Consider the following 24998-nt stretch of genomic DNA (forward strand, 5'->3'; position numbering starts at 1 on the left):
CTCTTTGTCGAAAGGCCCTGTGCATGACTTTTTTGCGCCCCACCCTGCTGACGCTGGCCTGCCTGCTGGCCTCTCCAGGCTTCGCTGACGACCTGCCGTCACTTGGCGACGCCAGTTCTGCCATTGTCTCGCCACAACAGGAATATCAGTTGGGCCGCGCATGGCTGGCCTACTTGCGGGGCCAGGTCTCGCAGCTCAATGACCCACAGCTCAAGGATTACGTCGAAACCAGCGTGTACAAGCTGGTAGAGACCAGCCAGGTGAATGACCGGCGCCTGGAGTTCATCCTGATCAACAGCCCGCAGCTCAACGCGTTTGCCGCACCCGGCGGCATTGTGGGGGTTAACGGCGGTTTGTTTCTGAATGCACAAACCGAGGGTGAATATGCCTCGGTACTCGCCCACGAATTGGCCCACTTGTCCCAGCGCCACTTTGCCCGTGGCGTGGAAGCGCAGTCGCGCATGCAGCTCCCGATGATGGCCGCGCTGCTCGGCGGCATCATCGCTGCCGCAGCGGGCGCCGGTGATGCCGGTATTGCCGCGATTGCCGGCAGCCAGGCGGCGGCCATTCAGGAGCAACGCCGGTTCTCGCGCCAGAACGAGCAGGAGGCTGACCGTATCGGCATCGTCAATCTGGAAAAGGCCGGTTACGACCCGCGCTCCATGCCAACCATGTTCGAACGCCTGATGCGCCAATACCGTTTCGACGCCAAGCCGCCGGAGTTCCTGCTGACTCACCCGGTGACCGAATCGCGTATCGCCGACACCCGCAACCGCGCAGAGCAGGCCAAAGCCGGCGGCAAGGAAGACAGCTTGCGCTATCAACTGATTCGCGCACGCGTGCAACTGCAGTACGAAGACACCTCAGGCCTCGCCGCCAAGCGCTTCCGGGCGCAATTGGACGAGAACCCGAAAAACGATGTGGCGCGTTATGGCTTGGCCATCGCCCAGATCAAAGGCACGCAGTACAAAGAGGCGCGCGAAAGCTTGCAGCCGCTGTTGGCCAAGGCACCCAACGACATCACCTACAACCTGGCGCAGATCGAGTTGGACATCGCCAACAACCGCTTGCCCGATGCGCAGCAACGCACCGATCAGATGCTCACCCAGTACCCTGGCAACTATCCGCTGAACCAGGTGCGAGTGGACTTGCTGCTCAAGCAGAACCGCACCGCCGATGCCGAAAAGGCGCTGGATGCCCTGCTCAAATCGCGCCCTGATGACCCGGACGTGTGGTATCAGGTCGCCGAAACGCGGGGCTTGTCCGGCAATATCATCGGTTTGCATCAAGCCCGCGCCGAGTACTTCGCGCTGGTGGGCGATTTCCAGCAAGCCATTCAACAACTGGACTTTGCCAAGCGCCGGGCAGGCAACAACTTCCCCTTGTCCTCGCGCATTGACGCACGTCAACGCGAGCTGATCGAACAGGAACGCTTGGTCAAAGGGATGATGAGCTAAAACGGTCACGCACAAAAAAGCCCCGCCTTCGTTAACCGAAGGCGGGGCTTTTTGTTGTTACCGGGTTACCGGCTAGCGGATTACTCGGCCAGCTTGAAGGTGATGAAGCTTGCCCGGCCCTGACGCAGAACCCGCATCGACACCGAACGGTTCTTCGGCAGCGCCTTGGCGATGTCGGTGAACTGTTTGGTGCTGTCGATGGCCTGGTTGTTCAGGTGCGTGATCACGTCACCCGGCTGCAAGCCAATCAGAGAGGCAGGGCCGTCCTGCACTTCTTTGATGACTACGCCACTTTTAAGGTCGAAGCTCTTCTTCTGTTCATCCGTCAGCTCAGCCACGGCGATGCCCAGGCGGTTACTGCTGCGCTCGGCGCCAGGCTTCGCATTGCCCAAAGCATCCAGGGCAGCACCCTCTTCCGGGATGGCACCGACCGTCAGCTCTACGTTTTGGCGTTTACCTTCACGAATCACTTCCAGCTTGGCTTTACTGCCCGCCTTGAGCGCGCCTACCAAGTGCGGCAAGTCTGCCGACATGATGATCGGTTGGCCATTCATGCTCAGAATCACGTCACCCACTTGCAGGCCACCTTTAGCAGCCGGGCCGTCATCCTGAATCTGCGCGACCAGTGCACCGGCCGGCTTATCGAGGCCGAAGGACTCAGCCAGGTCTTTGTTCACTTCCTGAATCACTACGCCCAACCAACCACGGCTAACCTTGCCACCGCTTTTCAGTTGATTGGAAACGTCCATGGCCACGTCAATCGGGATGGCGAAAGAAACGCCCATGAAACCACCGGAACGGGTGTAGATCTGCGAGTTGATCCCGACCACTTCACCCGCCAGGTTGAACAGCGGCCCACCCGAGTTACCCGGGTTGATCGGCACGTCGGTCTGGATGAAAGGCACGTAGTTTTCGTTTGGCAGGCTGCGACCGATGGCGCTGACGATGCCCTGGGTCACGGTATGGTCAAAACCAAACGGCGAACCGATCGCCACTACCCATTGCCCCGCCTTCAGGTCTTGGGATTTACCGAGTTTCAATACCGGCAAATCTTTGCCTTCGATTTTCAGCAAAGCCACATCGGAACGCGGGTCAGTGCCCACCAGCTTGGCTTTGAGCTCACTGCGATCAGCCAGGCGCACGAGAATCTCGTCAGCGTCGGCGATCACATGGTTGTTGGTGAGAATGTAGCCATCGGGCGAAATGATGAAGCCCGAGCCCAAGGACTGCGCCTCACGCTGGCCACCACCGCCACCGCCACGCGGGGAACGCGGCTGCGGCATGCCACGCTCGAAGAACTCGCGCAGCATCGGCGGCAAGCCCTCAAGGTCCGGCATCTGCTGGTTCGAGACTTTGCGATCCGGCAGTTTTTGCGTGGTACTGATGTTTACCACCGCAGGCGATGCTTGCTCCACCAATTGGGTGAAGTCAGGCAGTTCGACCGCTTGCGCGGGCACGGCCTGACCCAGCACCAACACCGTGGCGACTATGGATAGGTAAGACTTCAAACGTGGTATCGACATACAGCTCCCGTTACGACGAGCAGGGTTGAGCGACAGGGTTCAAGAAACGCCGAAAACTGCGACCGGCATCTTTGTTCCGCGAACAAAACAAGGCCAGCGCCGTTAAGCCCTGACCTATAAAAAACATGGGGGATTTTTGCAAGTGAAAATACTGATCCAGAAATTTCATGCTCTCAGCACTCGACCAAGCACACGCTCAGATTGAAAGGTCAGGATGAACACAGGATTAACAATTCACTGCTGGGTGACTGCCTTTTCGCCACGCACCGACAGTGCAATGCGCTCGGCGGTGCCGATCGGGATTTCCCCCACAACCGTCACCATTACTTCGCCATCGACGGTGTTCAGGCGGCGAGACACCGCAACCGTCGGGCCCAACTGCGTGCGTGTTTCATTCACAGTGGCGCCGTCAGTTGATTCAACAAACACCGAAAAACGCGCAAGCCCATCTTCGAACATCAAGCTGTCGACAGTCGACTTTGTGTGGGGATCTTTGCGCGCAATGCTGTTGGTAAGCTGGAAACCAGGAGGCAGCCAATCCAGATGCCACACTTGGGTAGCGGGCACTTCAAGCGCTTTGCTGGTCGAGAGCGCTACCGGTGCGCAATCGCCCGTAGGCTGTAAATCTGCATCAGAGGGCGGTGGCGAAGTGTTCAGTCGCGTGAACTGGAAGCGCTCCAACAATTGCCCCTGATCATTGAGCAACAGGGACTTAAGCGGCAGCGCTGTTTCACGATCCAAGTGCAACTCAAAACCATAGCGGTAGGGATCGCGCGGAGTGATCGATACGATTACCGCTTTCCGGCCGGCCACGCGAGATTTACCAATGACGGCAAGTTCATAAAATTGAGTTAGTTTTTTTGGATCAAGTGCGCGCGAAGGCGCTTCAGGCGAATTACCCAGGCCGGCAACCAAGGTGCCACTGACGCATTGCGTCCGGCCATCTACACGCACGACTTCCTGGGCAGAACCGTCGAGTTGCAAAAGCCGCTCACGGACCTGACCATTCTGGACGCGGTGCCAGATGTCATGGGTAGAAAAACTGCCGTTGCGTTCGTAGACAAAGGTGCCTTTAAAACTTTGCTGCTGCTCGGCACGCCCAAGTCGAGTCAGCCAGTTTTGGGCTTCATCGGCATGGGCGGGGAGTGCAAAACAACCACTGAGCAAAAACGTAAGGAGCGGTATGGCGCGCATAGGGCTCCTTAGCGGTCTAGCGGTTTTCCAGGCTTGCAGCACGAGCGTATGGCAGAGCGCTTTCAGTGCCTTTCAAGGCTGATTCCTGCGCATGTTGACGCAGATAGCCTGGAAGACGCTGATCTTGCCAGCCGGATTGCCCTTGCAGTACACCAGTGGCCATAGGGCCGGTGGTGTCCGAGCTTTCCTTGTAGCCGGCCAGTACCGCTGGGCCTTTGACTTGCGGACCGGCCATGACCGGCTGCTGAGTCTGTTGGGCCAATTCGGCACCCGCGATTTCGTCTTGGTTGTACAGACGAACACCGGCCAGCACAGCAACAGTTACCGAAGCAGCCACTGCCAAGCGACCCAGGCTACGCCAAGGACCACGAGCAGCTTTTGCCGGAACGGCTTCATCAGCCAGCGCGGCAGAAACGGCCGCAGCAATATCCAGACGAGGGATTAGAAGATCCTTGTGCATCACCGCCCGAGCGACTTGGTAACGAGACCAGGTATCACGGGTATCGGCATCATCAAATGCATTGAGCACTCGACGAAGTTCCAGTTCATCCGCTTCGTTATCCATCACTGCGGACAGCGATTCCTGCAGGGCATCACGACTCATGGCGGTTCCTCTCTTGGCTGTCGCCGCTGTCTTTAGTTTTCCTGCAACAACGGTTGCAAGGCTTTATCGATGGCTTCCCGGGCCCGGAAAATCCGTGACCTTACAGTCCCCACCGGACATTGCATGACGCTCGCAATGTCTTCATAACTCAGACCATCGAATTCGCGTAAAGTTAACGCCGTACGCAAATCTTCTGGCAGTTGCTGAATTGTGCGATGAACGGTTCCTTCGATCTCGTCGCGCAGCAATGCACGCTCCGGCGACTCGAGATCTTTGAGGCCGTGGTCCCCATCATAAAATTCAGCATCTTCTGAACTAACATCACTATCGGGTGGGCGACGACCGCGAGACACCAGATAGTTCTTCGCCGTGTTAATGGCGATGCGGTAAAGCCACGTATAAAACGCACTATCACCGCGAAAATTGCCCAGTGCACGGTACGCCTTGATAAAGGCTTCCTGTGCAACGTCCTGCGCTTCATGGGTGTCGTGCACAAACCGCACGATCAACCCGAGAATTTTGTGCTGGTATTTCAGCACTAGCAGATCAAATGCCCGCTTGTCGCCGCGTTGAACGCGCTCGACGAGCTGCTGATCCTCTTCCTGGGTTAGCATGAACACTCCTCGTTGTACTGGGAGGAGGCTTGCATAACTAAACGATCAGGCTTGCAAACATAGACTCGGACTTTTCGCAAAAGTTCTCCCCCTCCAAGCAAGTTTCCGGCGCGCACTGATTTGGCACACACGAAAAACGCAGTACGGGCAATGCCGACTGCGCGAATAATCTTGTCGCCGGTTTTATGACGCGTCCAATGCTCCCGACGGGCCAATAAAATCAACGCTTTCCCAGCTTCCGGGCAACCTGCTATTGAGTCGGGGCTTATGCAAAAAGTTCCCGATTCAATAACCGTTCGATTTTACCCTAGCTGTGCTTCGTAATCTCACATTGCCACGAATGCCTTGCTATTGTGCCGCTCCCCCCCTCTATATACTAGTGGCCCGTGTGCCCCTTTGATTCGCCGATCCGGGCGTCGTGTACGCGCCAGCCCTTGGATCGCTATTTGCGGAATCCCTGAAATGAGCCAACAGTTTCAACACGATGTTCTGGTTATCGGTAGTGGCGCGGCCGGCCTGAGCCTGGCACTGACCCTTCCCGGCCACCTGCGCATTGCCGTCCTGAGCAAAGGCGACCTGGCCAACGGCTCGACATTTTGGGCTCAGGGCGGTGTTGCCGCCGTGCTGGACGACACCGATACCGTGCAATCGCACGTTGAAGACACACTCAACGCAGGCGGCGGGCTGTGCGACGAAAACGCCGTGCGTTTTACCGTCGAGCATAGCCGCGAGGCTATCCAGTGGCTGATTGATCAGGGCGTGCCGTTCACGCGTGACGAACACGCAGGCAGCGACGACGGCGGATTCGAGTTCCACCTGACCCGTGAAGGCGGCCATAGCCATCGCCGCATCATCCATGCTGCCGATGCAACCGGCGCCGCGATCTTCAAGACGTTGCTCGATCAAGCCCGCCAACGCCCCAACATCGAGCTGCTGGAGCAGCGCGTAGCCGTCGACCTGATCACCGAAAAACGCCTCGGGCTGGAAGGCGATCGCTGCCTTGGCGCCTACGTGCTCAACCGCGCCAGCGGCGAAGTCGACACCTACGGCGCGCGCTTCACCATTCTCGCCTCAGGCGGCGCGGCCAAGGTTTACCTGTATACCAGCAACCCCGACGGCGCCTGCGGTGACGGCATCGCCATGGCGTGGCGCTCGGGCTGCCGGGTGGCCAACCTGGAATTCAACCAGTTCCACCCCACCTGCCTGTATCACCCGCAGGCCAAAAGCTTTCTGATCACCGAAGCCCTTCGCGGCGAAGGCGCGCACTTGAAACTGCCCAATGGCGAACGCTTCATGCAGCGCTTCGACCCGCGCGCAGAACTGGCGCCGCGCGACATCGTGGCCCGCGCTATCGATCACGAGATGAAGCGCTTGGGCATCGACTGCGTTTACCTGGACATCAGCCACAAGTCCGAAGCCTTCATCAAGACCCACTTCCCCACCGTTTACGAGCGCTGCCTGGCGTTTAACATCGACATCACCCAAGGCCCGATCCCGGTGGTGCCGGCCGCGCACTACACCTGCGGCGGTGTGATGGTCGACCAACACGGTCGCACCGACGTACCCGGCCTGTATGCGATTGGCGAAACCAGCTTCACCGGCCTGCACGGCGCCAACCGCATGGCCAGCAACTCGCTGCTCGAATGTTTCGTCTACGCTCGCTCAGCGGCCGCCGACATTCTCGAACAACTGCCACGCATCGCCGTGCCGGCTGCCCTGCCCCGCTGGGACGCCAGCCAAGTCACCGACTCGGACGAAGACGTGATCATCGCCCACAACTGGGACGAGTTGCGCCGCTTCATGTGGGACTACGTGGGGATTGTGCGCACCAATAAGCGCTTGCAACGTGCGCAGCACCGCGTGCGCTTGCTGCTGGACGAGATCGACGAGTTTTACAGTAACTACAAAGTCAGCCGCGACCTGATCGAGTTGCGCAATCTGGCGCAAGTTGCAGAGTTGATGATCCGCTCAGCCATGGAGCGCAAAGAAAGCCGTGGCCTGCATTACACCCTCGACTACCCGCAGATGCTGCCCGAGGCACGCGACACTATTCTGGTGCCAGCCACCTACGGCGGCTGAACTTAAGACGTACGCGCAGGCGCCGGTGCACATCGGCGGCCTGCGCATCCATTGGCACACAGATCGAACGCACGCGCCACTCGCCTTGCACCCGGTAGCGCAGCACCACGATCAGCGGCAGGGCCAGGCTGTCGGGGCGCAGTTGCACGCTGTGCCAGCCTCGCGCGGTGCTCCACAACTGCCAGCCGTCTTCGTCACGGCGCAGGCCACGAATCGACGAACGGTGAGTGAGCAGCACATGCCGCGGTAAAACCCAGGCAGCATGAATCAGGCACAGCACTGCGCCAACACTTGAATACGGCAGATCGACAACGAGCAAGGCGCCCAGCGCGAACAACTGGGCAACAAGATACGCCGCCAGCAACAGCCGTGAGGCGCGCCAGCGGCATTCAAAACGGTTATTTGGGCTGAACACGGTCCAGAATTATCCGAACCATGCGCTGCAGCTCAGGATCTTCAGATTCAGCGCGCTCCATGAACCAGCCAAACATGTCCTGATCTTCACACGTCAGCAGCCTGACGTAGAGGTCGCGATCCACCTTATCAAGCGTCGCGTAAACCTCCTTGGTGAAAGGCACCAACAACACATCCAACTCCAGCATGCCGCGACGGCTGTGCCAGTAGATGCGATTGATTTCTACGTCTTCGACCATGGAGCGCTCCTCAAATAGTGCGCAAGTATACAGGCACGACCGCTGCGCAACAGTCGGCTTTAGTAGCCTGATACGGAAACTATCCATTTGGCGGGCGCCCCTCTATGATGCACCTATGACTTTTCGACCTGCGATGACCCATGGCTGACTCTGCTTTTTTCTGCGCCCTGTCCCACGAAGGCGTTCTGGCTGTTCGCGGTGCTGATGCCGCCAAGTTCCTGCAAGGGCAGCTGACCTGCAACCTCAATTACCTGAGCGATACGCAGGCCAGCCTTGGCGCGCGCTGCACGCAAAAAGGACGCATGCAGTCGAGCTTTCGTATCCTGCTGCAAGGTGACGGCGTACTGCTGGCCATGGCCACCGAGCTGCTCGAACCGCAGTTGGCAGATTTAAAAAAATACGCGGTATTCTCCAAGTCCAAGCTCACCGACGAAAGCGCGGCCTGGGCACGTTTCGGCCTCTCACAGGCGGATCACGCCCTGGCCAGCCTCGGCCTTGACTTGCCCGCCGACACGGACAGCGTAGTGCGCACCGAAACCTTCATCGCGCTTCGCGTTTCCCCAGGCCGGGCGGAACTCTGGGTGCCCATCGAGCAAGCCGAAGCCGTACGCAACTCATTGGCCACACAGTTGCAACACACTGACTTGAATGATTGGCTGCTCGGCCAAATCCGCGCCGGCATCGGCCAGGTCATGCCTCAGACCCGCGAGCTGTTTATCCCGCAGATGCTTAACCTGCAGGCCGTCGGCGGCGTGAGTTTCAAAAAAGGCTGTTACACCGGCCAGGAAATCGTCGCGCGCATGCAGTATCTGGGCAAGCTCAAACGTCGTCTGTATCGCCTGAGCGTGAATGCGGCCGAATTGCCGCAGCCAGGCACCGCACTGTTTTCGCCCAGCCATAACAGTTCGATCGGTGAAGTCGTCATCGCAGCGAAAGCTGACCAATCGATTGAACTTCTGGCCGTGTTGCAAGCCGAAGCTGCCGACAGTGGCGAGGTCTACGTAGGCTCCCTGGAAGGTCCTGGTGTGCAGTTGCTTGACCTGCCTTACTCACTGGACCGCGATCGAGAGATCCAGCGTTAACCGTCGCCCCCTTTTTGCAATACCCTAGAGAGCATCAATGAGCACGCTGGCGGAAAAAGTCCAACAGGCTTTGGTGACGGCCATCGACAACGATGACCTGGTTCTGCCGACATTGCCGGAAGTGGCCCTGAAAATTCGTCAGGCCGCTGAAGACCCGGAGATCAGCATCAGCCACTTGAGCAAAGTGATCGGTCGCGATACCGCGCTGTCCGCACGCCTCATAAAAGTGGTTAACAGCCCATTGCTGCGTGCCACTCAGGAAGTCACTGACTTGCACACCGCCATCACTCGGCTGGGCACCAACTACAGCAGCAACCTGGCGATAGGCCTGGTGATGGAGCAGATTTTCCACGCCCGCTCTGAAGTCGTTGAACAAAAAATGCATGATGTGTGGCGCCGCAGCCTGGAAGTGGCAGGCGTGAGCTATACCTTGTGCCGCAACTACAGCCAGCTCAAGCCAGACCAGGCTGCGCTCGGCGGTTTGGTGCATCAAATTGGCGTATTGCCGATCCTCACCTACGCCGAAGACCATTACGAACTGCTGGCCGACCCGGTCAGCCTCAACCACGTGATCGACAGTATTCACCCGTTGCTGGGCGACAAGCTGTTGGGCGGCTGGGATTTCCCGGAGATGCTGGCAAAACTGCCTGGGCAATATCTGGACCTGGAGCGCGACTCGGCGCGCCTCGACTACATCGACCTGGTACAAATTGCCGTGCTGTATTGCCACGCAGGCACCGACCATCCCTTGGCGAGTGTGCACGTCTCCACCTTGCCTGCGATGAAAAAACTGCGCATCGACCCCTACAGCGAGACCCTGCGCGCCGAGCTGGATGAAGCACGGTCGATGTTTTACTGATCAGCCTGCGATAAAACTCACGCGCACTTTCAAGCCGGCCAGCTCACCATCGTGCAGGCTGATTTGCGCCAAATGCGCGCGGCAGATTTCCCCGACAATCGCCAGCCCCAAGCCCGAGCCCATGCTCTGCTGGTTGCGCCGGTAAAACCGCTCGAATACCCGGTCCCGCTCGTCCAGCGGGATGCCCGGGCCATCATCTTCTACTTCCAGAATCGCGGGCGCCGAGACCCGCAAGATGACATTGCCGCCCGGTGGCGTGTGGGCCAAGGCGTTATCGACCAAATTGCTCAGCAGCTCGTTCAACAAGATAGGCTCACCGCGCAACCACACAGGCTCGTCCGCCTCCAACGCCAAGGCAACGCCGCGCGCGTGGGCCAGCGGCGCCATGGCCATCCCCAACTCGCGTGCCAACTGGCTGAGGTCAAGCAGTTGCGCACCGCCTTCAGCAATCGCCCGCGCGCCGTTTTCGATACGTGCCAGCGACAGCAGTTGATTCGCCAGGTGAGTCAGGCGGTCGGTGCCTTGTGCGGCGGTTTCCAAGGTGCTGTGCCAGGTGGCCGGCGCGTCGCTGCGCAGGCCCAGTTCCAGCCGCGCCTTGAGCGCTGCCAGCGGAGTGCGCAGTTCGTGGGCGGCGTCGGCGATAAACTGCGCCTGGCGCTCGAACTGGCCGCGCAGGCGCTCGGTAAAGTGGTTGAGCGAACGCACCAGCGGGCCAAACTCAAGCTGCACTTCTACCAGCGGCAACGGCCGCAGGTCGTCGGGCTGGCGCTCTTCCACTGCCGTGCGCAGGCGCTCCAGCGGGCGCAGCGCCGCACTCACGGCAAACCACACCAACAGCAACGCGCCGATCGCCAACATCCCTAGGCGCAACAACGTGTCGGCCAGCAGGCTACGGGCCATGCTCTCGCGCGCCTCGTCGGTTTCGGCCACGCGAATTTCCGCCATGCCATTCATGTTCGGCTCGGAGACCGCCTTGAGCAGGCTGACCACACGCACCGCTTGGCCTTGATAGGTGGCGTTGTAAAACCGCGCCAACGCGGGGTAATCGTCGGTGCGCGGTGTGCCGGGCGGCGGGCCTGGAAGGTTTTCGTAACCAGAGATCAGCTTCTTGTCAATGTCATTGACCTGATAATAAATACGCCCGGCGCTGTCGTAAGCAAAGGTGTCCAGCGCTACATAAGGCACATTGGCACTCAAGGTGCCGTCCACCTGCGTCAACCCGGCGGCGATGGTGCGCGCCGAAGCCAAAAGCGTGCGGTCATAGGCGGTGTCGGCCGCCTCGCGACCGTTCCAGTAGGCACTCATGCCGCTGGCAAGCATCAACACCACCAGCAACAGCGCCAAATTCCACAGCAGCCGCCAGCGCAGGCTGCTGGGCTTATGCATCGCGGGCTTCCAACAGGTAGCCAAGGCCGCGGAAGGTCACGATGGCGATGGGCTGGCCGTCGAGTTTTTTACGCAGCCGGTGCACATAAATTTCGATTGCGTCGGGGCTGGCTTCTTCATCCAGGCCGAACACTTGGGAAGCCAGTTGCTCTTTGCTCATCACGCGGCCGGGGCGAGCGATCAGCGCTTCAAGCACCGCTTGCTCACGCGAGGTCAACGTCAACAGTTCGCCGCCCGCAGTGAAACGCCGCGTATCCAGGTCATAGACCAGCACGCCGCACGCCTGCTGACGCTCACCGCCCAACACGCTGCGCCGTAACAGCGCCTTGACCCGCGCTTCCAGTTCCGTCAGTTCAAACGGCTTGGCAAGGTAGTCGTCGGCGCCGAGGTTGAGGCCGTGTACGCGGTCCTTCACGTCGCTGCGCGCGGTCAGCATCAACACAGGCAGATTTTTCCCACGCGCTCGCAGACGTGCCAGCACCTCAAAACCGTCCATGCGCGGCAGCCCCACATCGAGCACTACCACCGCGTATTCCTCGCTGGTCAAGGCCAGGTCCGCGGCGACCCCGTCGTGCAGCACGTCGACAGTCAAACCCGTGCTCTTGAGCGCCTGGGCGACACTTTCGGCGAGCTGCAAATGGTCTTCAACCAAGAGTACACGCATGGATTTTTACCTCGTTCGGGCATGGTCAACGCCACGCTTTGCGGGGCAGTTTACAGGCGCCGCCTACCCTGTGAAGCCCGAAAACATTGAAAGGCACCTGAAAGGTTAGTGAAAGCTTCGCCCTTTAGCATCCAGCCACGGTGGGTCGTGCCTGCATGCGTACCTGCCGAGTTACCTGGTCCGTAGCGCTGAAAAAACGCCTCGAAGCGTTTTAGCCAAAAAATAAGAACAATAACGGAGTACACAACCATGCTGTCGACACAGCCCCAGGCACTCGCGCCTGCTCGCTTTTCTTGCCTCTCCCACACCGCCTTTGCCAGTGCCGCCGCCCTTGCCGGCTTTTCGCCGCTCAGCCAGGCTGACTTCTTCGAAGACAGTAGCGCCAGCCTGGAAACCCGCAACATGTACTTCAACCGCGACTTTCGCGACGGCACCAGCGCCCAGCAATCCAAGCGCGATGAATGGGCGCAGGGTTTCATGCTCAACCTGCAATCGGGCTACACCGACGGCACTGTTGGTTTTGGCGTGGACGCGCTGGGCATGCTCGGGGTCAGGCTCGACTCCAGCCCCGATCGCACCGGCACCGGCCTGTTGCCGACCCACGATGATGGCCGCGCCGCCAATGAGTACAGCAAGCTGGGCCTGACCGGCAAGGTGAAGGTCGCAGCCACCGAGCTTAAGATCGGCGCGCTGATCCCCGAACTGCCGACCCTCAAGCCCAACGACGGACGTATCCTGCCGCAGACCTTCAACGGTGGCCTGCTGACTTCCAGGGAATTCAAGAACCTGGTGTTCACCGGCGGCCGCCTGGATAAAGCCAAGGACCGCGACGCCACGCATTACCAAGACATCACTCTGAACAACCGCAACAGCCGTTTTGTCAGCGGTGCCAGCGGCAAGCACTTCAATTTTGGCGGCGCAGATTACAAGTTCGCCGACAAGATCACCGGCAGCTACCATTTTGCCCAGCTCGACGATGTTTACCGCCAGCACTTCCTCGGCCTGGTGGCCGCACGCCCGATGGGTCCCGGCGCCTTCGCCAGCGACCTGCGCCTGGCGATCAGCGATGACACTGGCGGCGCGCGTGGCGGCAAAATCGACAACACTTCGTTCAGCAGCCTGTTCAGCTATGCCCTCAACGGCCATAAGCTCAGCGCCGGCTACCAGCGCATGTTCGGTGAAAGCGCTTTTCCCTACGTGGATGGGAGCGATCCTTACCTTGTCAACTTCGTGCAAATCAACGACTTTGCTGGCGCCGAAGAGCGCTCTTGGCAGGCCCGTTACGATTATGACTTCGCCAAGCTGGGCATTCCCGGCCTGAGTTTCATGAGCCGTTACCTTTCGGGTGACACCATCAAGCTCAAAAACGGCGACACCGGCAAGGAGTGGGAACGCAACAGCGAGGTCAAGTACGTGGTGCAAAGCGGCGCGCTCAAGGATGTTGCCGTGCGCCTGCGTAACGCTACGTACCGCTCCAACTATTCAGCGCGTGATGCGGATGAAGTGCGGGTGCTGGTGAGCTACAGCGTAGCGCTCTGGTAAGTCGTGCCTTAGAAGTCATGCCTTTAGTAGCAACTAGTAACAACTAATAACAATAAAGACGGAGAAAAAAAATGAGCTTTTCACTGCGTAAACTTTCCCTCGCCGCAGGCTGCCTGCTGTTCGCCGGCCAACTGCTCGCCGCCGATGAACCCAAGCGCCCGGAATGCATCGCCCCGGCCTCCCCTGGCGGTGGTTTTGACCTGACCTGCAAACTGGCGCAAAGCGCGCTGGTCAACCAGAAATTGCTGAGCAAGCCGATGCGCGTCACCTACATGCCAGGCGGCGTGGGCGCGGTGGCGTATAACGCGGTGGTGGCACAGCGCCCCGCAGACGGCGGCACGCTGGTGGCATGGTCCAGCGGTTCGTTGTTGAACCTGGCCCAAGGCAAATTTGGCCGCTTCGATGAAAGCGCCGTGCGTTGGTTGGCAGCGGTCGGCACCAGCTACGGTGCCATCGCGGTAAAAAGCGATTCGCCCTACAAGACCCTCGATGATCTGGTTAAGGCCTTGAAGGCCGATCCAGGCAGCGTCGTGATTGGTTCCGGCGGCACCGTCGGCAGCCAGGACTGGATGCAAACCGCGCTGATTGCCAAGGCCGCCGGGATCAACCCGCGCGAGCTGCGTTACGTGGCCCTTGAAGGCGGCGGTGAAATCGCCACGGCCCTGCTCGGTGGCCATATCCAGGTCGGCAGCACCGACATCTCCGACTCCATGCCGCACATTCTCAGCGGTGACATGCGCCTGCTCGCCGTGTTCGCCGAAGAGCGCCTGGACGAGCCGGAAATGAAGAACATTCCTACGGCCAAAGAGCAAGGCTACGACATCGTATGGCCAGTGGTACGCGGCTTCTACCTCGGGCCAAAAGTCAGCGACGCCGACTACGCCTGGTGGAAAGACGCGTTCGACAAGCTGCTGGCCTCCGAAGAGTTCGACACGCTGCGTGACCAGCGCGAGCTGTTCCCGTTTGCCATGACCGGCCCAGAGCTGGACACCTACGTGAAAAAACAGGTGGCTGACTACAAAGTGCTGGCCAAAGAGTTCGGCCTGATCCAGTAATCACCGGTCTTTCACTCGGCCGCGCCCTGCCTGATGAGGCGCGCGGCCCAGGAGTTCAACATGCTCTTACAACGCATTTTTGCCGGCGTGATGCTGCTGGTCTGCGCGGTTCTCGCGCTGATGGCCTGGCCGTATCAAGCGGCGTTTTCCTACGAACCGGTCGGGCCTCGGGCTTACCCACTGTTGATGCTCGGGCTGATGAGCCTGGGCCTTGTCTACATGCTGTTTCGCCCGCAGCCGACCAAACATACCGAAGAAGAACCGGCGCTGGACCGCGACACGCTGGTCAAGATCGGCGCTTGCGTGGCGCTGTTGCTGGTGTTTGCCGGCACCTTCGAACCGCTGGGTTTCATCCTCAGCAGCATGCTGATCGGCATCCCGATGGCACGCCTGTATGGTGGCCGCTGGTTGCCCAGCGTGGTGATAGTCAGCCTGATGGCCGTGGGCCTTTATTTGCTCTTTGATAAAGCCATGGATGTACCGCTGCCCCTCGGCCTGCTTGAAGTTCTGGAGAACTGATATGGATACGTTCAGCTATTTGGGCCAGGGCTTCGGCGTTGCGCTGACGCCTTACAACCTGATTACCGCCCTGTGCGGCACCTTGATCGGCACGGTGGTCGGCCTGCTGCCGGGGCTCGGCCCGATCAACGGCGTGGCGCTGTTGATCCCCATCGCATTTGCCTTGGGCCTCCCGCCGGAGTCGGCATTAATCCTGTTGGCAGCCGTGTACCTGGGCTGCGAGTACGGCGGCCGTATCAGTTCGATCCTGTTGAACATTCCGGGCGAAGCCTCTACCGTGATGACCACCCTCGACGGCTACCCGATGGCCCGCAAAGGCCTGGCCGGTGTGGCGCTGTCCTTGTCGGCGTGGAGTTCGTTCATCGGCGCGTTTATCGCCACCTGCGGCATGGTGCTGTTTGCGCCGCTGCTGGCAAAGTGGGCGATTGCCTTCGGCCCGGCGGAATATTTCGTACTGATGGTATTCGCGATCGTCTGCCTCGGCGGCATGGCCGGTGACAAGCCGCTGAAGACGTTTGTGGCGGCGCTGATCGGCCTGTTCCTTTCGGCGGTGGGCATTGACGCTAACAGCGGCGTGTACCGCTTTACCGGCGACAATATCCACCTCACCGATGGCATCCAGTTTGTGGTCCTGGTGTTGGGCTTGTTCTCGATCAGCGAGATTCTGTTGCTGCTGGAAAAAACCCACCGTGGCCAGGAAGCGGTAAAAGCCACAGGGCGGATGATGTTCAACCTCAAGGAGGCGTCCTCTGTTTTCGTGGTTAATATCCGTTGCGGCCTCTTGGGCTTCATCATGGGCGTATTGCCCGGTGCCGGTGCCACACTCGCGTCAGCCGTTGCCTACATGACCGAAAAACGTATCGCCGGTGCCAGCGGCAAATTCGGCCAGGGCGACATGCGCGGCCTGGCCGCGCCAGAAACCGCGATTGGCGCTTCGGCCTGCGGCGCGCTGGTGCCAATGCTGACCCTTGGCGTACCCGGTTCAGGCACCACGGCCGTGATGATCGGTGCGCTGTCGCTGTACAACATCACGCCCGGCCCGCTGCTGTTCCAACAGCAACCGGACATCGTCTGGGGCCTGATCGCGTCGTTGTTTATCGCCAACATCATGCTGGTGATTCTCAACATTCCGATGATCCGCATCTTCACCCGCATCCTCGCCGTGCCGAACTGGGCGCTGGTGCCGGTGATCGCCATCATCACCGCGATTGGTGTGTACGCGGTGCACGCCACCACCTTCGACCTGTTCCTGATGGTCGGTATCGGCATCTTCGGCTATATCCTGCGCAAGCTGGACTTCCCGCTGTCGCCGGTGCTGCTGGGCTTTATCCTCGGTGGCCTGATGGAGCAGAACCTGCGCCGCGCGCTGTCGATCTCCAACGGTGCGCTGGACATCCTCTGGTCGAGCCCGATCACCTTTGGTGTATGGGTGCTGACTGCGCTGATGCTGGCCTTCCCGTTGGTGCGCATCTACCGCAAACGTGCGCTGGCGCGGCGTGCAGCGGCCGATGTCTGAGGTCACCTTTAAACACTGGTGGGGAACGCCGCTGGTCGGCATGGCCGGCGGTTACCTCGCCAGCCTGGTCGGCTGGCCTTTGCCGTACATGGTCGGCTCGTTGCTGGCGATTATCCTGGTGCGCTGCCTCACCCCGTGGCAATTGGCGGAAATTCCCGGCGGGCGCAAATGCGGTCAATGGGTGGTGGGCATTGGCATAGGCCTGCACTTCACGCCGCTGGTGATCGAGCAGGTGATGAGCCACTTCGGCCTGATTTTTTTCGGTGCATTGGTCACCAGCCTGTCGAGCGTCGTTGGCGTGTGGTTGATGCGCCGCAGTGGCGAAGACCGCGCCACCGCGTTTTTTTCGAGCATGCCGGGCGGTTCCGGTGAGATGGTCAACCTGGGCGCGCGTAATGGCGCGGTGCTCAGCCGTGTCGCGGCGGGCCAGAGCTTGCGCGTGCTAGTGGTAGTGCTGTGTGTGCCGGCGATCTTCAAGTATTTGCTGGAAGGCGGCGCACCGCAGTTTCACCCGGCGCCGGTAAGCTGGGCGTGGCTGGCGGTGTTGTTTCCGATTGGCGCGCTGGTAGCGTGGGGCTGGCAGCGTTTGCGTCAGCCCAACCCTTGGCTGTTCGGGCCGCTGTTGGTAAGCGCTACCGCCAGCGTTGTCTGGAACTTGCACATAGGCCTGCCGAACGGCGGCAGCCAGATCGGCCAATGGCTGATCGGCAGCGGCCTGGGCTGCCATTTCAACCGTCAGTTCTTTCGTCGGGCGCCGTCGTTTATGCTGCGTACGCTGATCGGCACAGCCTTGACCATGGTGCTGGCTACGTTGGCGGCCGTTGGCTTGAGCGCACTGACGCAGTTGGATTTGCGCTCACTCACCCTGGGCATGATGCCAGGCGGCATTGCTGAAATGAGCCTGACGGCCGAGACGTTGCAACTGTCGGTGCCCTTGGTCACGGCGATGCAGGTCATGCGTTTGTTGTTTGTGCTGTTTCTGGCGGAGCCCCTGTTCCGGCACTGGAACCGTCAGCCTGAAAAAGTTTGAAGCCTGGTGTCATCAAAATGTGGGAGCTGGCTCCCACATCCCATTACCTTAAGCCTCAAAGGGGCGGTAACCGCCACTCAATCGGCGTCTCGCCATTCTGCTCAAGAAATTTGTTGGTACGGCTAAAGTGCCCGCACCCCAAAAACCCTCGATAGGCCGACAACGGCGACGGATGCACCGACGTCAACACCAAGTGCTTGGTCGCGTCCACCAGCTTTTGCTTGCCCTGTGCATGAGCCCCCCACAACAAAAACACCAAGTGCGGTTGATGCTCGCTGACCACCTCAATAATCCGGTCAGTAAAAAACTGCCAGCCCTTGCCCGCGTGCGCGTTCGCGTTGGCGCGCTCAACAGTCATGGTGGTATTGAGCATCAACACACCCTGGTCCGCCCAACTCTGCAGGCAACCATGGTTAGGAATGTCGATGTTCAAATCGCGCTTAAGCTCTTTGTAAATATTGACCAGGGACGGCGGCGCAGGCACGCCAGGCTGCACCGAAAAGCACAACCCATGCGCCTGACCAGGCCCGTGGTACGGGTCTTGCCCGAGGATCACCACCTTGACCTTGTCCAAAGGCGTTGAATTAAGCGCATTGAAAATCAACGGGCCAGGCGGGTAAATCTCTTTGCCGGCCGCGTGTTCCTGGCGCAAAAACTCGCGCAACTGGGCCATGTAGGGCTGCTCGAACTCATCACGCAGCGCGTGTTTCCAGCTCGGTTCGAGTTTGATACGGTCGCCTTCGGTCATGATCGAATCATCGTCTAAAAAAGAATGGGCGAACCCTAGGAAAGCCCACCCCGCTTGTCAATTGATCTGACACACAACCGGCACTTTCCTTTGAAGCGATCATACTGAACCTTCACTTTCTGGATTGAGGTCGCGATGAACCTGCACTTCGAAGAACTGGCCTGCAGCAACGGTGCCCACCTCGGCATTGCCAGCCTGGATGCTGAAAATTCCCTGAATGCCCTCTCATTACCGATGATTCAGGCCTTGGGCGAACGCCTGGATGCCTGGGCCAAAGACCCGAATATCGCCTGCGTACTGCTGCGCGGCAATGGGCCAAAAGCTTTTTGCGCCGGCGGCGAAGTGCGCAGCCTGGCGCAGGCCTGCCGTGAAGAGCCGGGCGTTGTACCGCCTCTGGCCGCGCAATTTTTTGCGGCGGAATACCGCCTCGACTATCGCCTGCACACCTACCCCAAGCCGCTGATGTGCTGGGGCCACGGTTACGTGCTGGGCGGTGGCATGGGCTTGTTACAAAGTGCGGCGGTGCGAATCGTGACGCCCAGCAGCCGTTTGGCGATGCCCGAGATCAGCATCGGCTTGTACCCGGATGTCGGGGCCAGTGGGTTCCTGTCGCGCCTGCCGGGCAAGCTCGGCCTGTTCTTTGGCCTCACCGGTGCGCATATCAATGGTCGCGATGCCTTGGACCTGGGCCTGGCCGACCGATTTTTGCGCGATGACCAGCAAGAAGAACTGATCGATGGCCTGCTGCAACTGAACTGGCAGGAACAAACCGCGATGCAGCTCAACAGCCTGCTCAAGGCGCTCGCGCAGGAAGCCGTCAGCCAGCAACCCGAAGCGCAATGGCTGCCACGCCGCGCGCAGATCGACGAGTGGCTGGACGTGGGCGATGTGCGTTGTGCCTGGCGTGCATTGAGCTTGCTACGCGACCACGCCGACCCGCTGTTCTGCCGCGCCGGCAAAACGCTCGGCGAAGGGTGCCCGCTGACCGCGCATCTGGTGTGGGAGCAAATCCAGCGGGCGCGACATCTATCGTTGGCCCAAGTGTTCCAGATGGAATACACCGTGAGCCTCAATTGCTGCCGTCATCCGGAATTCAGCGAAGGGGTTCGGGCGCGCTTGATCGACAAGGATCAACAGCCGCATTGGCATTGGCCGGATATAAACACGGTGCCGGACGCTGTGGTGCAAGCGCACTTTCACAAGGCTTGGGAAGGCAGGAACCCTCTGGCAGATTTGTCGGACTACTGACAGCAATCAATTGAGCATGCCGACCTTGAATGCACAGTTGTCCGGCTGGCTGTCCTGGCAGATGTAAACATACTGCTCCAATGGATCTCTGGCGAGTTGCCAATGCTGGGTCGCGGTCAGTGACACCGTGTTGAGTGTGCCTGGCAGTTCATATCGCAACGCCACCACTTGACCGCTGCCCATGCGGTATATGCACTTGTCCAGGTGGCCGTTCTCGCGCTCCTGGCCTTTGCCCGGGGTAAACAGCGCGCCGATGAATCGATCGGCAAAATCATCAGACTTCACTTTTGAGCTTTGCCACAGCGCCTTTCCCTCAAGGGCCTGGAAATAGCCATCCGTAAACTTGACCGAAGAGGGATAGGGGCACCCTTGCTCCGCCTGTACCTGTGCAATCCCTGCCATCAACAGAGAAAACAAACACGCTAGTCGCTTGATCATTGGGCGCTTGCTCCTTTTAACCCGCTGGTTTCCAGGACACTTACAGCGGCGCTCACGCAGTTAAATACATCTAAATCACATTAGATACCTGTTAGAACTGACAGTATCGATAAACGGCAGGCAAAAAAAGCGGCGCTTGGTGCGCCGCTTTAAGTCAACCGCTGTCAACGATGGCCGCCGCGACCACCGCCATGATCGGGTCCACGGCCGTGCCCGCCATTGCCGCCGCGATCACCCCAAGCCTGATTTGGATACGGCCGGTAACCGGGCCTCGGGTAATAACGCGGTGCCGCCTGGTAATAACGGGGCGCCGGCTGGTAGTAACGCGGCGCCGGATAGTAACGCGGCGGTGGCGCGTAGTAGCTGCGCCCGTATTGGTAAGAGGGGCCGCCGTAGTAATAGGCCGGCGCAGGGGCGGTGTAGACCTCGGAGCGGTAGTAAGTGGCACCGCCATCGTAATAGGGCACACACGCAGAAAGGGTCAGACCGAGTACAGCGCTAAGAAGCAGTCGTCGATACATGGCGGCCTCCTGGACCGCGGAAGAGCTCATCCAGCGACGCTGGAAAGCGGCATTCAGCTTTCACCGAATGACGAAATATCTGACATCAAAAACCGAATCTGGTGCGTTTTGGTAATGGTTTGAAACATCTGAGTCGACACCCGATCGCTCGGTTTTTCACGCAGTGGGTAGAGAACCCGCCTATCACACGAGTGTATCGATTCAGTAATTTTATTTGGGCTGAAACTTCTGCATTTGCAGTGATGTCACTGTGACATCGCCTTTGGACACGGAGCGCCAGCGCGAAGTCCCTTTTATTACTACCGCTGGATTCGACCCATGAAAATCTCAACCAAGCTGTTGCTTTCGTTTGTACTGTGCGCTTTCGTCACCCTGGGGGTGGGTTTGCTGGGTATCAAAGGGGTCGTTCGGCTCGCCAATGCTCTGGATTTAACCTTCTCCAACAACCTCGTATCGGTCAGTAATACGGCGGCCACCCTGAATGGTTTTGTCGCCCACAACCGCGGCCTGTACCGCTTGCTTGACGCCAGCCATGGCGACGTCGCCGCGCAAGACCGCGACCGCGTCCGCCAGGACATCGCCGACCAACTCAACCGCGCCAAAGCGGCCTATGACACTTACCGCGCCACGCCGCTTGAAGATGATGAGCGGGCTGCCGGCGACAAGCTGGATCTGCTCTGGCCCACCTACGTCAGCAACTCCGAGCAAATTATCACGCTGATGGATACCGGCAAGACTGAACAGGCCCGCGCGCAACTCAATTCCTCCAACAATGACCTCTTCAGGCAGGCGCGCGAGCTGATCCGCGTGATGATCGACTCCAATAACCGCCAGATCAAAGAAGGCGCCGAGTCCGCCGACGAGCTACGCGGCAGCGCGTTGACCTGGATGATCAGCGGCATTGTGCTGGCGTTCATCATCGCAATCACGGTTGGTTTGCTGATCACCCGCCTGATCACCCGCCCTATCGCACAAGCCGTAGAGAGCGCGCAACGCATTGCCAAAGGTGATCTCACCCAACCCATCCTCACCGAACGCAACGACGAAGCCGGGCTGCTGTTGATGGCGCTGTCCGACATGCAGGGCGGCTTGAAAAGTACGTTGCTGGAAATCGCCAATGCGGCCGACCAGCTCGCGTCGGCAGCCGAAGAACTGAGCGCCGTCACCGATGAAAGCACGCGTGGCCTGACGCGCCAGAATGACGAAATTCAACAAGCAGCCACGGCCGTGAACCAAATGACGGCGGCGGTAGACGAAGTGGCGGGCAATGCTGTGTCGACGTCGGAAGCGTCCCGCCAGGCCACCACCGAAGCCGAGGATGGGCGCAAGCAAGTGGAGCAGGCCGTGTCGGGCATGGGTTCGATGGTGGTCGAGATCAACGACTCGACGCAATCGGTCGTGGACCTCGCCAACCAGGTGCGCGAGATCGGCAAGGTGATTGACGTGATCCGTGGCATCGCCGACCAGACCAACCTGCTGGCGCTCAATGCTGCCATCGAAGCCGCACGTGCCGGCGAGCAAGGCCGAGGGTTTGCGGTGGTGGCCGATGAGGTGCGCGCGTTGGCGCATCGCACCCAAACCTCCACGGTCGACATTGAAAAAATGATTGGCGAGGTACAGGTTGGCGCCGACGAAGCGGTGGCCGCGATGAACAAGAGCCTGACGTGGGCGAACAACACCCAAAGCCTGGCGGAAAACGCCGGCGAAGCGCTGCAGCGAATCACTGCCAGCGTGTCGAAAATCAACGAACGAAATCTGGTGATCGCCTCCGCCTCCGAAGAGCAAGCCCAAGTGGCGCGCGAAGTGGACCGCAACCTGCTTAACATCCAGGACCTGTCGACCCAGACCGCCGCCGGCGCCCACCAGACCAACGCCTCCAGCCAAGACCTGTCGCGCCTGGCCACCTCGTTCAATACGTTGGTCAGCAAGTTCCAGCTCTAACCCTGCATTACCGACGCCTGCGCGCCAGCTTGGCGAACAGGCGTCGGCCTTAAGACGGCTGGCGCCGCTACCGGCGCAGCTTGCAATAGCGGCGCGGCGCTGTATCGTGCAGGCAACTGCGGCCTTGCCCGACGCCTGCCTGAACTGAACGATGACCACACCCACTCTTTGCCCGGCTTGCGGTGCCCGTAACGACTGCACCTTGGCCGACCCGCGCACCGCTGACCAAGCTTGCTGGTGCTACAGCGTCACTATTGACCCTGCGGTGCTCCAAGCTCTGCCCGATGCACTGCGCAACACCGCCTGCCTGTGCCCGCGTTGCGCTCAGGTGGATGTGCAGTTGCGTGGGGCTGAGCCTGCGTAATGCGCGTTGACCGTTTCCTCAGCAACCTGCCGCGCTTCAATCGTCAGCAAGTGCGCTTGCTGTTGGTTGAACGGCGGGTGACGGTCGATGGCATCGCTGTCACCGACCCACACCATGAAGTGCGCGAATTCAGCCGCGTGTGCGTCGACAATGAGGTATTGCAGGCGGGCAAACCGGCGCGCTATTTCATGCTGCATAAACCCCAAGGCTGCGTCAGTGCCACCTCGGACCCGCACCACCGCACAGTGCTCGACCTGCTGGATGTGCCGGACAAAGGCGAACTGCATATTGCCGGTCGCCTGGACTTCAACACGACGGGGCTGATGCTGATCACCAACGACGGCCAATGGTCACGACGCCTGACCCAACCGCAAACCAAACTGCCCAAGGTCTATCGGGTTCAAACCGAGCAAGACATCGGGCCTGAGTACGCGGTGACGTTTGCGGCGGGTGTGTATTTTGCGTTTGAAGACCTCACCACCCAACCCGCCGAGCTGGAACTGCTCGGCCCGAGAACGGCGCGCTTGAGCATCATCGAAGGGCGCTATCACCAGGTGAAGCGCATGTTCGGGCATTTCAATAATAAAGTAATCGCCCTGCATCGAGAGCGAATGGGCAAATGGGTGCTGGATGCAGCACTGGCGCCGGGCGAGTACCGCGCACTTGGCGACGACGAAATCTGACCGCTGCGGCGACCGTTCAGCCGGTGATGGCAAAAAACCACTTCAGCGCCTTGCGGGTGGGCCAACCTGCTGCTTGAATCCTGGGTACCCGCCAGCTTATGGCTGACGAGTCACCCTAACCTCCAAGAAACACCCTGCCCCGCCCGCGCTTGATTCACGGGCCTCCCAGGCAAACAGCCCGCTACAACAACAGCCGTCGGCCAGCGTCATTGGACCGACCTGGGCGCTGACTTTTCAGGCGTATGCCTACCTGTCACAAAGCTTGTGCAGAGTGATCTGTGCGCCCTACCCGCTTGCCAGGAGTCTTACGACATGAGGCCAGAAATCGCTGTGTTGGATATACAGGGTCAGTATCGGGTTTACACGGAGTTCTATCGCGCGGACGCTACTGAAAAGACCATCATCCTGGTCAACGGCTCCATGGCGACCACGGCGTCCTTCGCCCAAACCGTAAAAAGCCTGTACCCGCAATTCAATGTGGTTTTGTACGACCAGCCCTACGCCGGTCGCTCCAAAATCCATAACCGCCATGAGCAAATGCTGACCAAGGAAGTTGAAGGCCAGATCCTCCTGGAACTCATCGACCACTTCGCCGCCGAACACGTGCTGTCGTTTTCATGGGGCGGCGCCGCCACCCTGATCGCCCTCGCCCAACGGCCCCGCCGCGTAGAAAAGGCCGTGATCAGCTCGTTCTCGCCGGTGATCAACGCCCCGATGCGCGATTACCTCGAGCGCGGCGTCGACTACCTCGGTAACCTCGACCGCGACCGCGTCGGCCACCTCGTCAACAGCACCCTCGGCAAACACCTGCCGTCGCTGTTCAAACGCTTCAACCACAAACACGTCAGCAGCCTCGCCGAGCACGAGTACGGGCAGATGCACTTCCACATCAGCCACGTACTCAACAGTGATCGCCTGTGCTACCTCAAGGCGTGCAAGCAGATCGATATTCCGGTGCTGTTTTTGAATGGCGAATGGGACGAATACACCAGCGCCGAGGATGCCAGGCTGTTCGCCCAGCATGTGCCTGACAGCAGCTTCAGCACCATTCAGGCGACCGGGCACTTTCTGGACATGGAGCACAAGGCGGCGTGTCGGGATAGCCGGGAGGCGGTGGTGGGCTTTTTAAAACCGCAACGGCAGGTGGGCCAGTTGCGCTATCACCGTGATCACACGCAGCATGCGTGGGCGATATGAAACCGGGCCGTTCGGCGAGTGCGCGCAACCCACACATTTTTCGAAGAAAAACTTCAAATTGCGGCAAACATCTGGTACAAA

Annotated in this window: 25 protein-coding genes; 14 read left to right on the forward strand and 11 right to left on the reverse strand. The window is 59.7% G+C overall.

Translation table 11 applies throughout. The features are described from left to right. The first annotated feature begins 23 nt into the window (after positions 1-23). Complete coding sequence (locus ACOZK9_RS15705; RefSeq protein WP_122249445.1) at positions 24-1457, forward strand: M48 family metalloprotease; 1434 nt, start codon at positions 24-26, stop codon at positions 1455-1457. Positions 1458-1537: 80 nt separating this feature from the next. On the opposite strand, the gene ACOZK9_RS15710 is transcribed toward ACOZK9_RS15705, so the two are convergent. From ACOZK9_RS15710 to rpoE, 4 genes are all read right to left on the reverse strand, one after another. Next, on the reverse strand, positions 1538-2980 hold the full coding sequence (locus ACOZK9_RS15710; RefSeq protein WP_058413288.1) for a DegQ family serine endoprotease: 1443 nt from the start codon (positions 2978-2980) through the stop codon (positions 1538-1540). Positions 2981-3214: 234 nt separating this feature from the next. Beyond that, positions 3215-4174, reverse strand: coding sequence for a MucB/RseB C-terminal domain-containing protein (locus ACOZK9_RS15715; protein ID WP_122249447.1), 960 nt, complete (start codon positions 4172-4174; stop codon positions 3215-3217). Positions 4175-4190: 16 nt separating this feature from the next. Then, the gene (locus ACOZK9_RS15720; protein WP_058413290.1) at positions 4191-4778 is read right to left on the reverse strand and encodes a sigma-E factor negative regulatory protein; all 588 of its coding nucleotides are present in this window, start codon (positions 4776-4778) and stop codon (positions 4191-4193) included. A gap of 32 nt (positions 4779-4810) precedes the next feature. Further along, positions 4811-5392: an RNA polymerase sigma factor RpoE/AlgU gene (gene rpoE, locus ACOZK9_RS15725; protein ID WP_003172477.1), complete on the reverse strand. Its 582-nt coding sequence runs from the start codon at positions 5390-5392 to the stop codon at positions 4811-4813. A gap of 462 nt (positions 5393-5854) precedes the next feature. On the opposite strand from rpoE, the gene nadB reads away from it, so the two are divergent. Beyond that, entirely contained in the window at positions 5855-7471 is a 1617-nt protein-coding gene (gene nadB, locus ACOZK9_RS15730) for an L-aspartate oxidase (protein WP_122249448.1), read from the forward strand. On the opposite strand, the gene ACOZK9_RS15735 is transcribed toward nadB, so the two are convergent. Continuing rightward, entirely contained in the window at positions 7440-7886 is a 447-nt protein-coding gene (locus ACOZK9_RS15735; RefSeq protein WP_058413292.1) for a protein YgfX, read from the reverse strand. The genes nadB and ACOZK9_RS15735 overlap by 32 nt on opposite strands. Further along, a complete protein-coding gene (locus ACOZK9_RS15740; RefSeq protein WP_122249450.1) occupies positions 7870-8124 on the reverse strand; it encodes an FAD assembly factor SdhE in 255 nt (84 codons plus the stop codon). The genes ACOZK9_RS15735 and ACOZK9_RS15740 overlap by 17 nt, the downstream gene beginning before the upstream one ends. Positions 8125-8264: 140 nt before the next feature. Between ACOZK9_RS15740 and ygfZ the strand changes: the two genes are divergently transcribed. Both ygfZ and ACOZK9_RS15750 read left to right on the forward strand, forming a co-directional pair. Then, positions 8265-9206: a CAF17-like 4Fe-4S cluster assembly/insertion protein YgfZ gene (gene ygfZ, locus ACOZK9_RS15745; protein ID WP_421556164.1), complete on the forward strand. Its 942-nt coding sequence runs from the start codon at positions 8265-8267 to the stop codon at positions 9204-9206. Between the two features lie 37 nt (positions 9207-9243). Beyond that, the gene (locus ACOZK9_RS15750) at positions 9244-10065 is read left to right on the forward strand and encodes an HDOD domain-containing protein (protein ID WP_058413295.1); all 822 of its coding nucleotides are present in this window, start codon (positions 9244-9246) and stop codon (positions 10063-10065) included. Here ACOZK9_RS15750 and ACOZK9_RS15755 read toward each other — a convergent pair whose 3' ends face one another. Both ACOZK9_RS15755 and ACOZK9_RS15760 read right to left on the reverse strand, forming a co-directional pair. Next, positions 10066-11451 (reverse strand): sensor histidine kinase, encoded by a 1386-nt coding sequence (locus ACOZK9_RS15755; protein ID WP_058413296.1) that lies wholly within the window; start codon positions 11449-11451, stop codon positions 10066-10068. Further along, positions 11444-12115, reverse strand: a complete 672-nt coding sequence (locus tag ACOZK9_RS15760; protein ID WP_058413297.1) for a response regulator — start codon at positions 12113-12115, stop codon at positions 11444-11446. Before ACOZK9_RS15760 ends, ACOZK9_RS15755 begins: the two co-directional genes overlap by 8 nt. Before the next feature lie 249 nt (positions 12116-12364). On the opposite strand from ACOZK9_RS15760, the gene ACOZK9_RS15765 reads away from it, so the two are divergent. The 5 genes from ACOZK9_RS15765 to ACOZK9_RS15785 all read left to right on the forward strand — a co-directional run bounded on the left by ACOZK9_RS15765 (position 12365) and on the right by ACOZK9_RS15785 (position 17777). Next, positions 12365-13657 (forward strand): OprD family porin, encoded by a 1293-nt coding sequence (locus ACOZK9_RS15765; protein ID WP_421556165.1) that lies wholly within the window; start codon positions 12365-12367, stop codon positions 13655-13657. 71 nt (positions 13658-13728) lie between these two features. Then, the gene (locus ACOZK9_RS15770; RefSeq protein ID WP_058413299.1) at positions 13729-14712 is read left to right on the forward strand and encodes a Bug family tripartite tricarboxylate transporter substrate binding protein; all 984 of its coding nucleotides are present in this window, start codon (positions 13729-13731) and stop codon (positions 14710-14712) included. Between the two features lie 60 nt (positions 14713-14772). After that, positions 14773-15231 carry a tripartite tricarboxylate transporter TctB family protein gene (locus ACOZK9_RS15775; protein ID WP_421556166.1) on the forward strand — a complete coding sequence of 153 codons (459 nt, stop codon included), beginning with the start codon at positions 14773-14775 and terminating at the stop codon, positions 15229-15231. A gap of 1 nt (position 15232) precedes the next feature. Further along, the gene (locus ACOZK9_RS15780) at positions 15233-16747 is read left to right on the forward strand and encodes a tripartite tricarboxylate transporter permease (protein WP_058413301.1); all 1515 of its coding nucleotides are present in this window, start codon (positions 15233-15235) and stop codon (positions 16745-16747) included. Further along, positions 16740-17777: an AbrB family transcriptional regulator gene (locus tag ACOZK9_RS15785; RefSeq protein WP_421556167.1), complete on the forward strand. Its 1038-nt coding sequence runs from the start codon at positions 16740-16742 to the stop codon at positions 17775-17777. Before ACOZK9_RS15780 ends, ACOZK9_RS15785 begins: the two co-directional genes overlap by 8 nt. 55 nt (positions 17778-17832) lie before the next feature. Here the strand turns inward: ACOZK9_RS15785 and ung are convergent, their stop codons facing one another. Then, positions 17833-18525 carry a uracil-DNA glycosylase gene (gene ung, locus ACOZK9_RS15790; protein ID WP_058413302.1) on the reverse strand — a complete coding sequence of 231 codons (693 nt, stop codon included), beginning with the start codon at positions 18523-18525 and terminating at the stop codon, positions 17833-17835. Positions 18526-18660: 135 nt separating this feature from the next. Here ung and ACOZK9_RS15795 point away from each other — a divergent pair, with 135 nt between their 5' ends. Further along, positions 18661-19773, forward strand: coding sequence for an enoyl-CoA hydratase/isomerase family protein (locus ACOZK9_RS15795; RefSeq protein WP_421556168.1), 1113 nt, complete (start codon positions 18661-18663; stop codon positions 19771-19773). Positions 19774-19779: 6 nt separating this feature from the next. Here ACOZK9_RS15795 and ACOZK9_RS15800 read toward each other — a convergent pair whose 3' ends face one another. Then, positions 19780-20211: a DUF3757 domain-containing protein gene (locus ACOZK9_RS15800; protein WP_421556169.1), complete on the reverse strand. Its 432-nt coding sequence runs from the start codon at positions 20209-20211 to the stop codon at positions 19780-19782. 164 nt (positions 20212-20375) lie between these two features. Further along, on the reverse strand, positions 20376-20732 hold the full coding sequence (locus tag ACOZK9_RS15805; RefSeq protein ID WP_058413305.1) for a hypothetical protein: 357 nt from the start codon (positions 20730-20732) through the stop codon (positions 20376-20378). 318 nt (positions 20733-21050) lie between these two features. Between ACOZK9_RS15805 and ACOZK9_RS15810 the strand changes: the two genes are divergently transcribed. From ACOZK9_RS15810 to ACOZK9_RS15825, 4 genes are all read left to right on the forward strand, one after another. Then, the gene (locus ACOZK9_RS15810) at positions 21051-22673 is read left to right on the forward strand and encodes a methyl-accepting chemotaxis protein (protein WP_058413306.1); all 1623 of its coding nucleotides are present in this window, start codon (positions 21051-21053) and stop codon (positions 22671-22673) included. Positions 22674-22824: 151 nt separating this feature from the next. Next, the gene (locus ACOZK9_RS15815; protein ID WP_058413307.1) at positions 22825-23037 is read left to right on the forward strand and encodes a cysteine-rich CWC family protein; all 213 of its coding nucleotides are present in this window, start codon (positions 22825-22827) and stop codon (positions 23035-23037) included. Then, positions 23037-23720, forward strand: a complete 684-nt coding sequence (locus tag ACOZK9_RS15820; protein WP_058413308.1) for a 16S rRNA pseudouridine(516) synthase — start codon at positions 23037-23039, stop codon at positions 23718-23720. The genes ACOZK9_RS15815 and ACOZK9_RS15820 overlap by 1 nt, the downstream gene beginning before the upstream one ends. A 312-nt stretch (positions 23721-24032) precedes the next feature. Beyond that, positions 24033-24917 (forward strand): alpha/beta fold hydrolase, encoded by an 885-nt coding sequence (locus ACOZK9_RS15825; RefSeq protein WP_122249457.1) that lies wholly within the window; start codon positions 24033-24035, stop codon positions 24915-24917. The last annotated feature ends 81 nt before the right edge of the window (positions 24918-24998 follow it).

This window comes from Pseudomonas kitaguniensis (assembly GCF_049199985.1).
Lineage (GTDB): Bacteria > Pseudomonadota > Gammaproteobacteria > Pseudomonadales > Pseudomonadaceae > Aquipseudomonas > Aquipseudomonas kitaguniensis.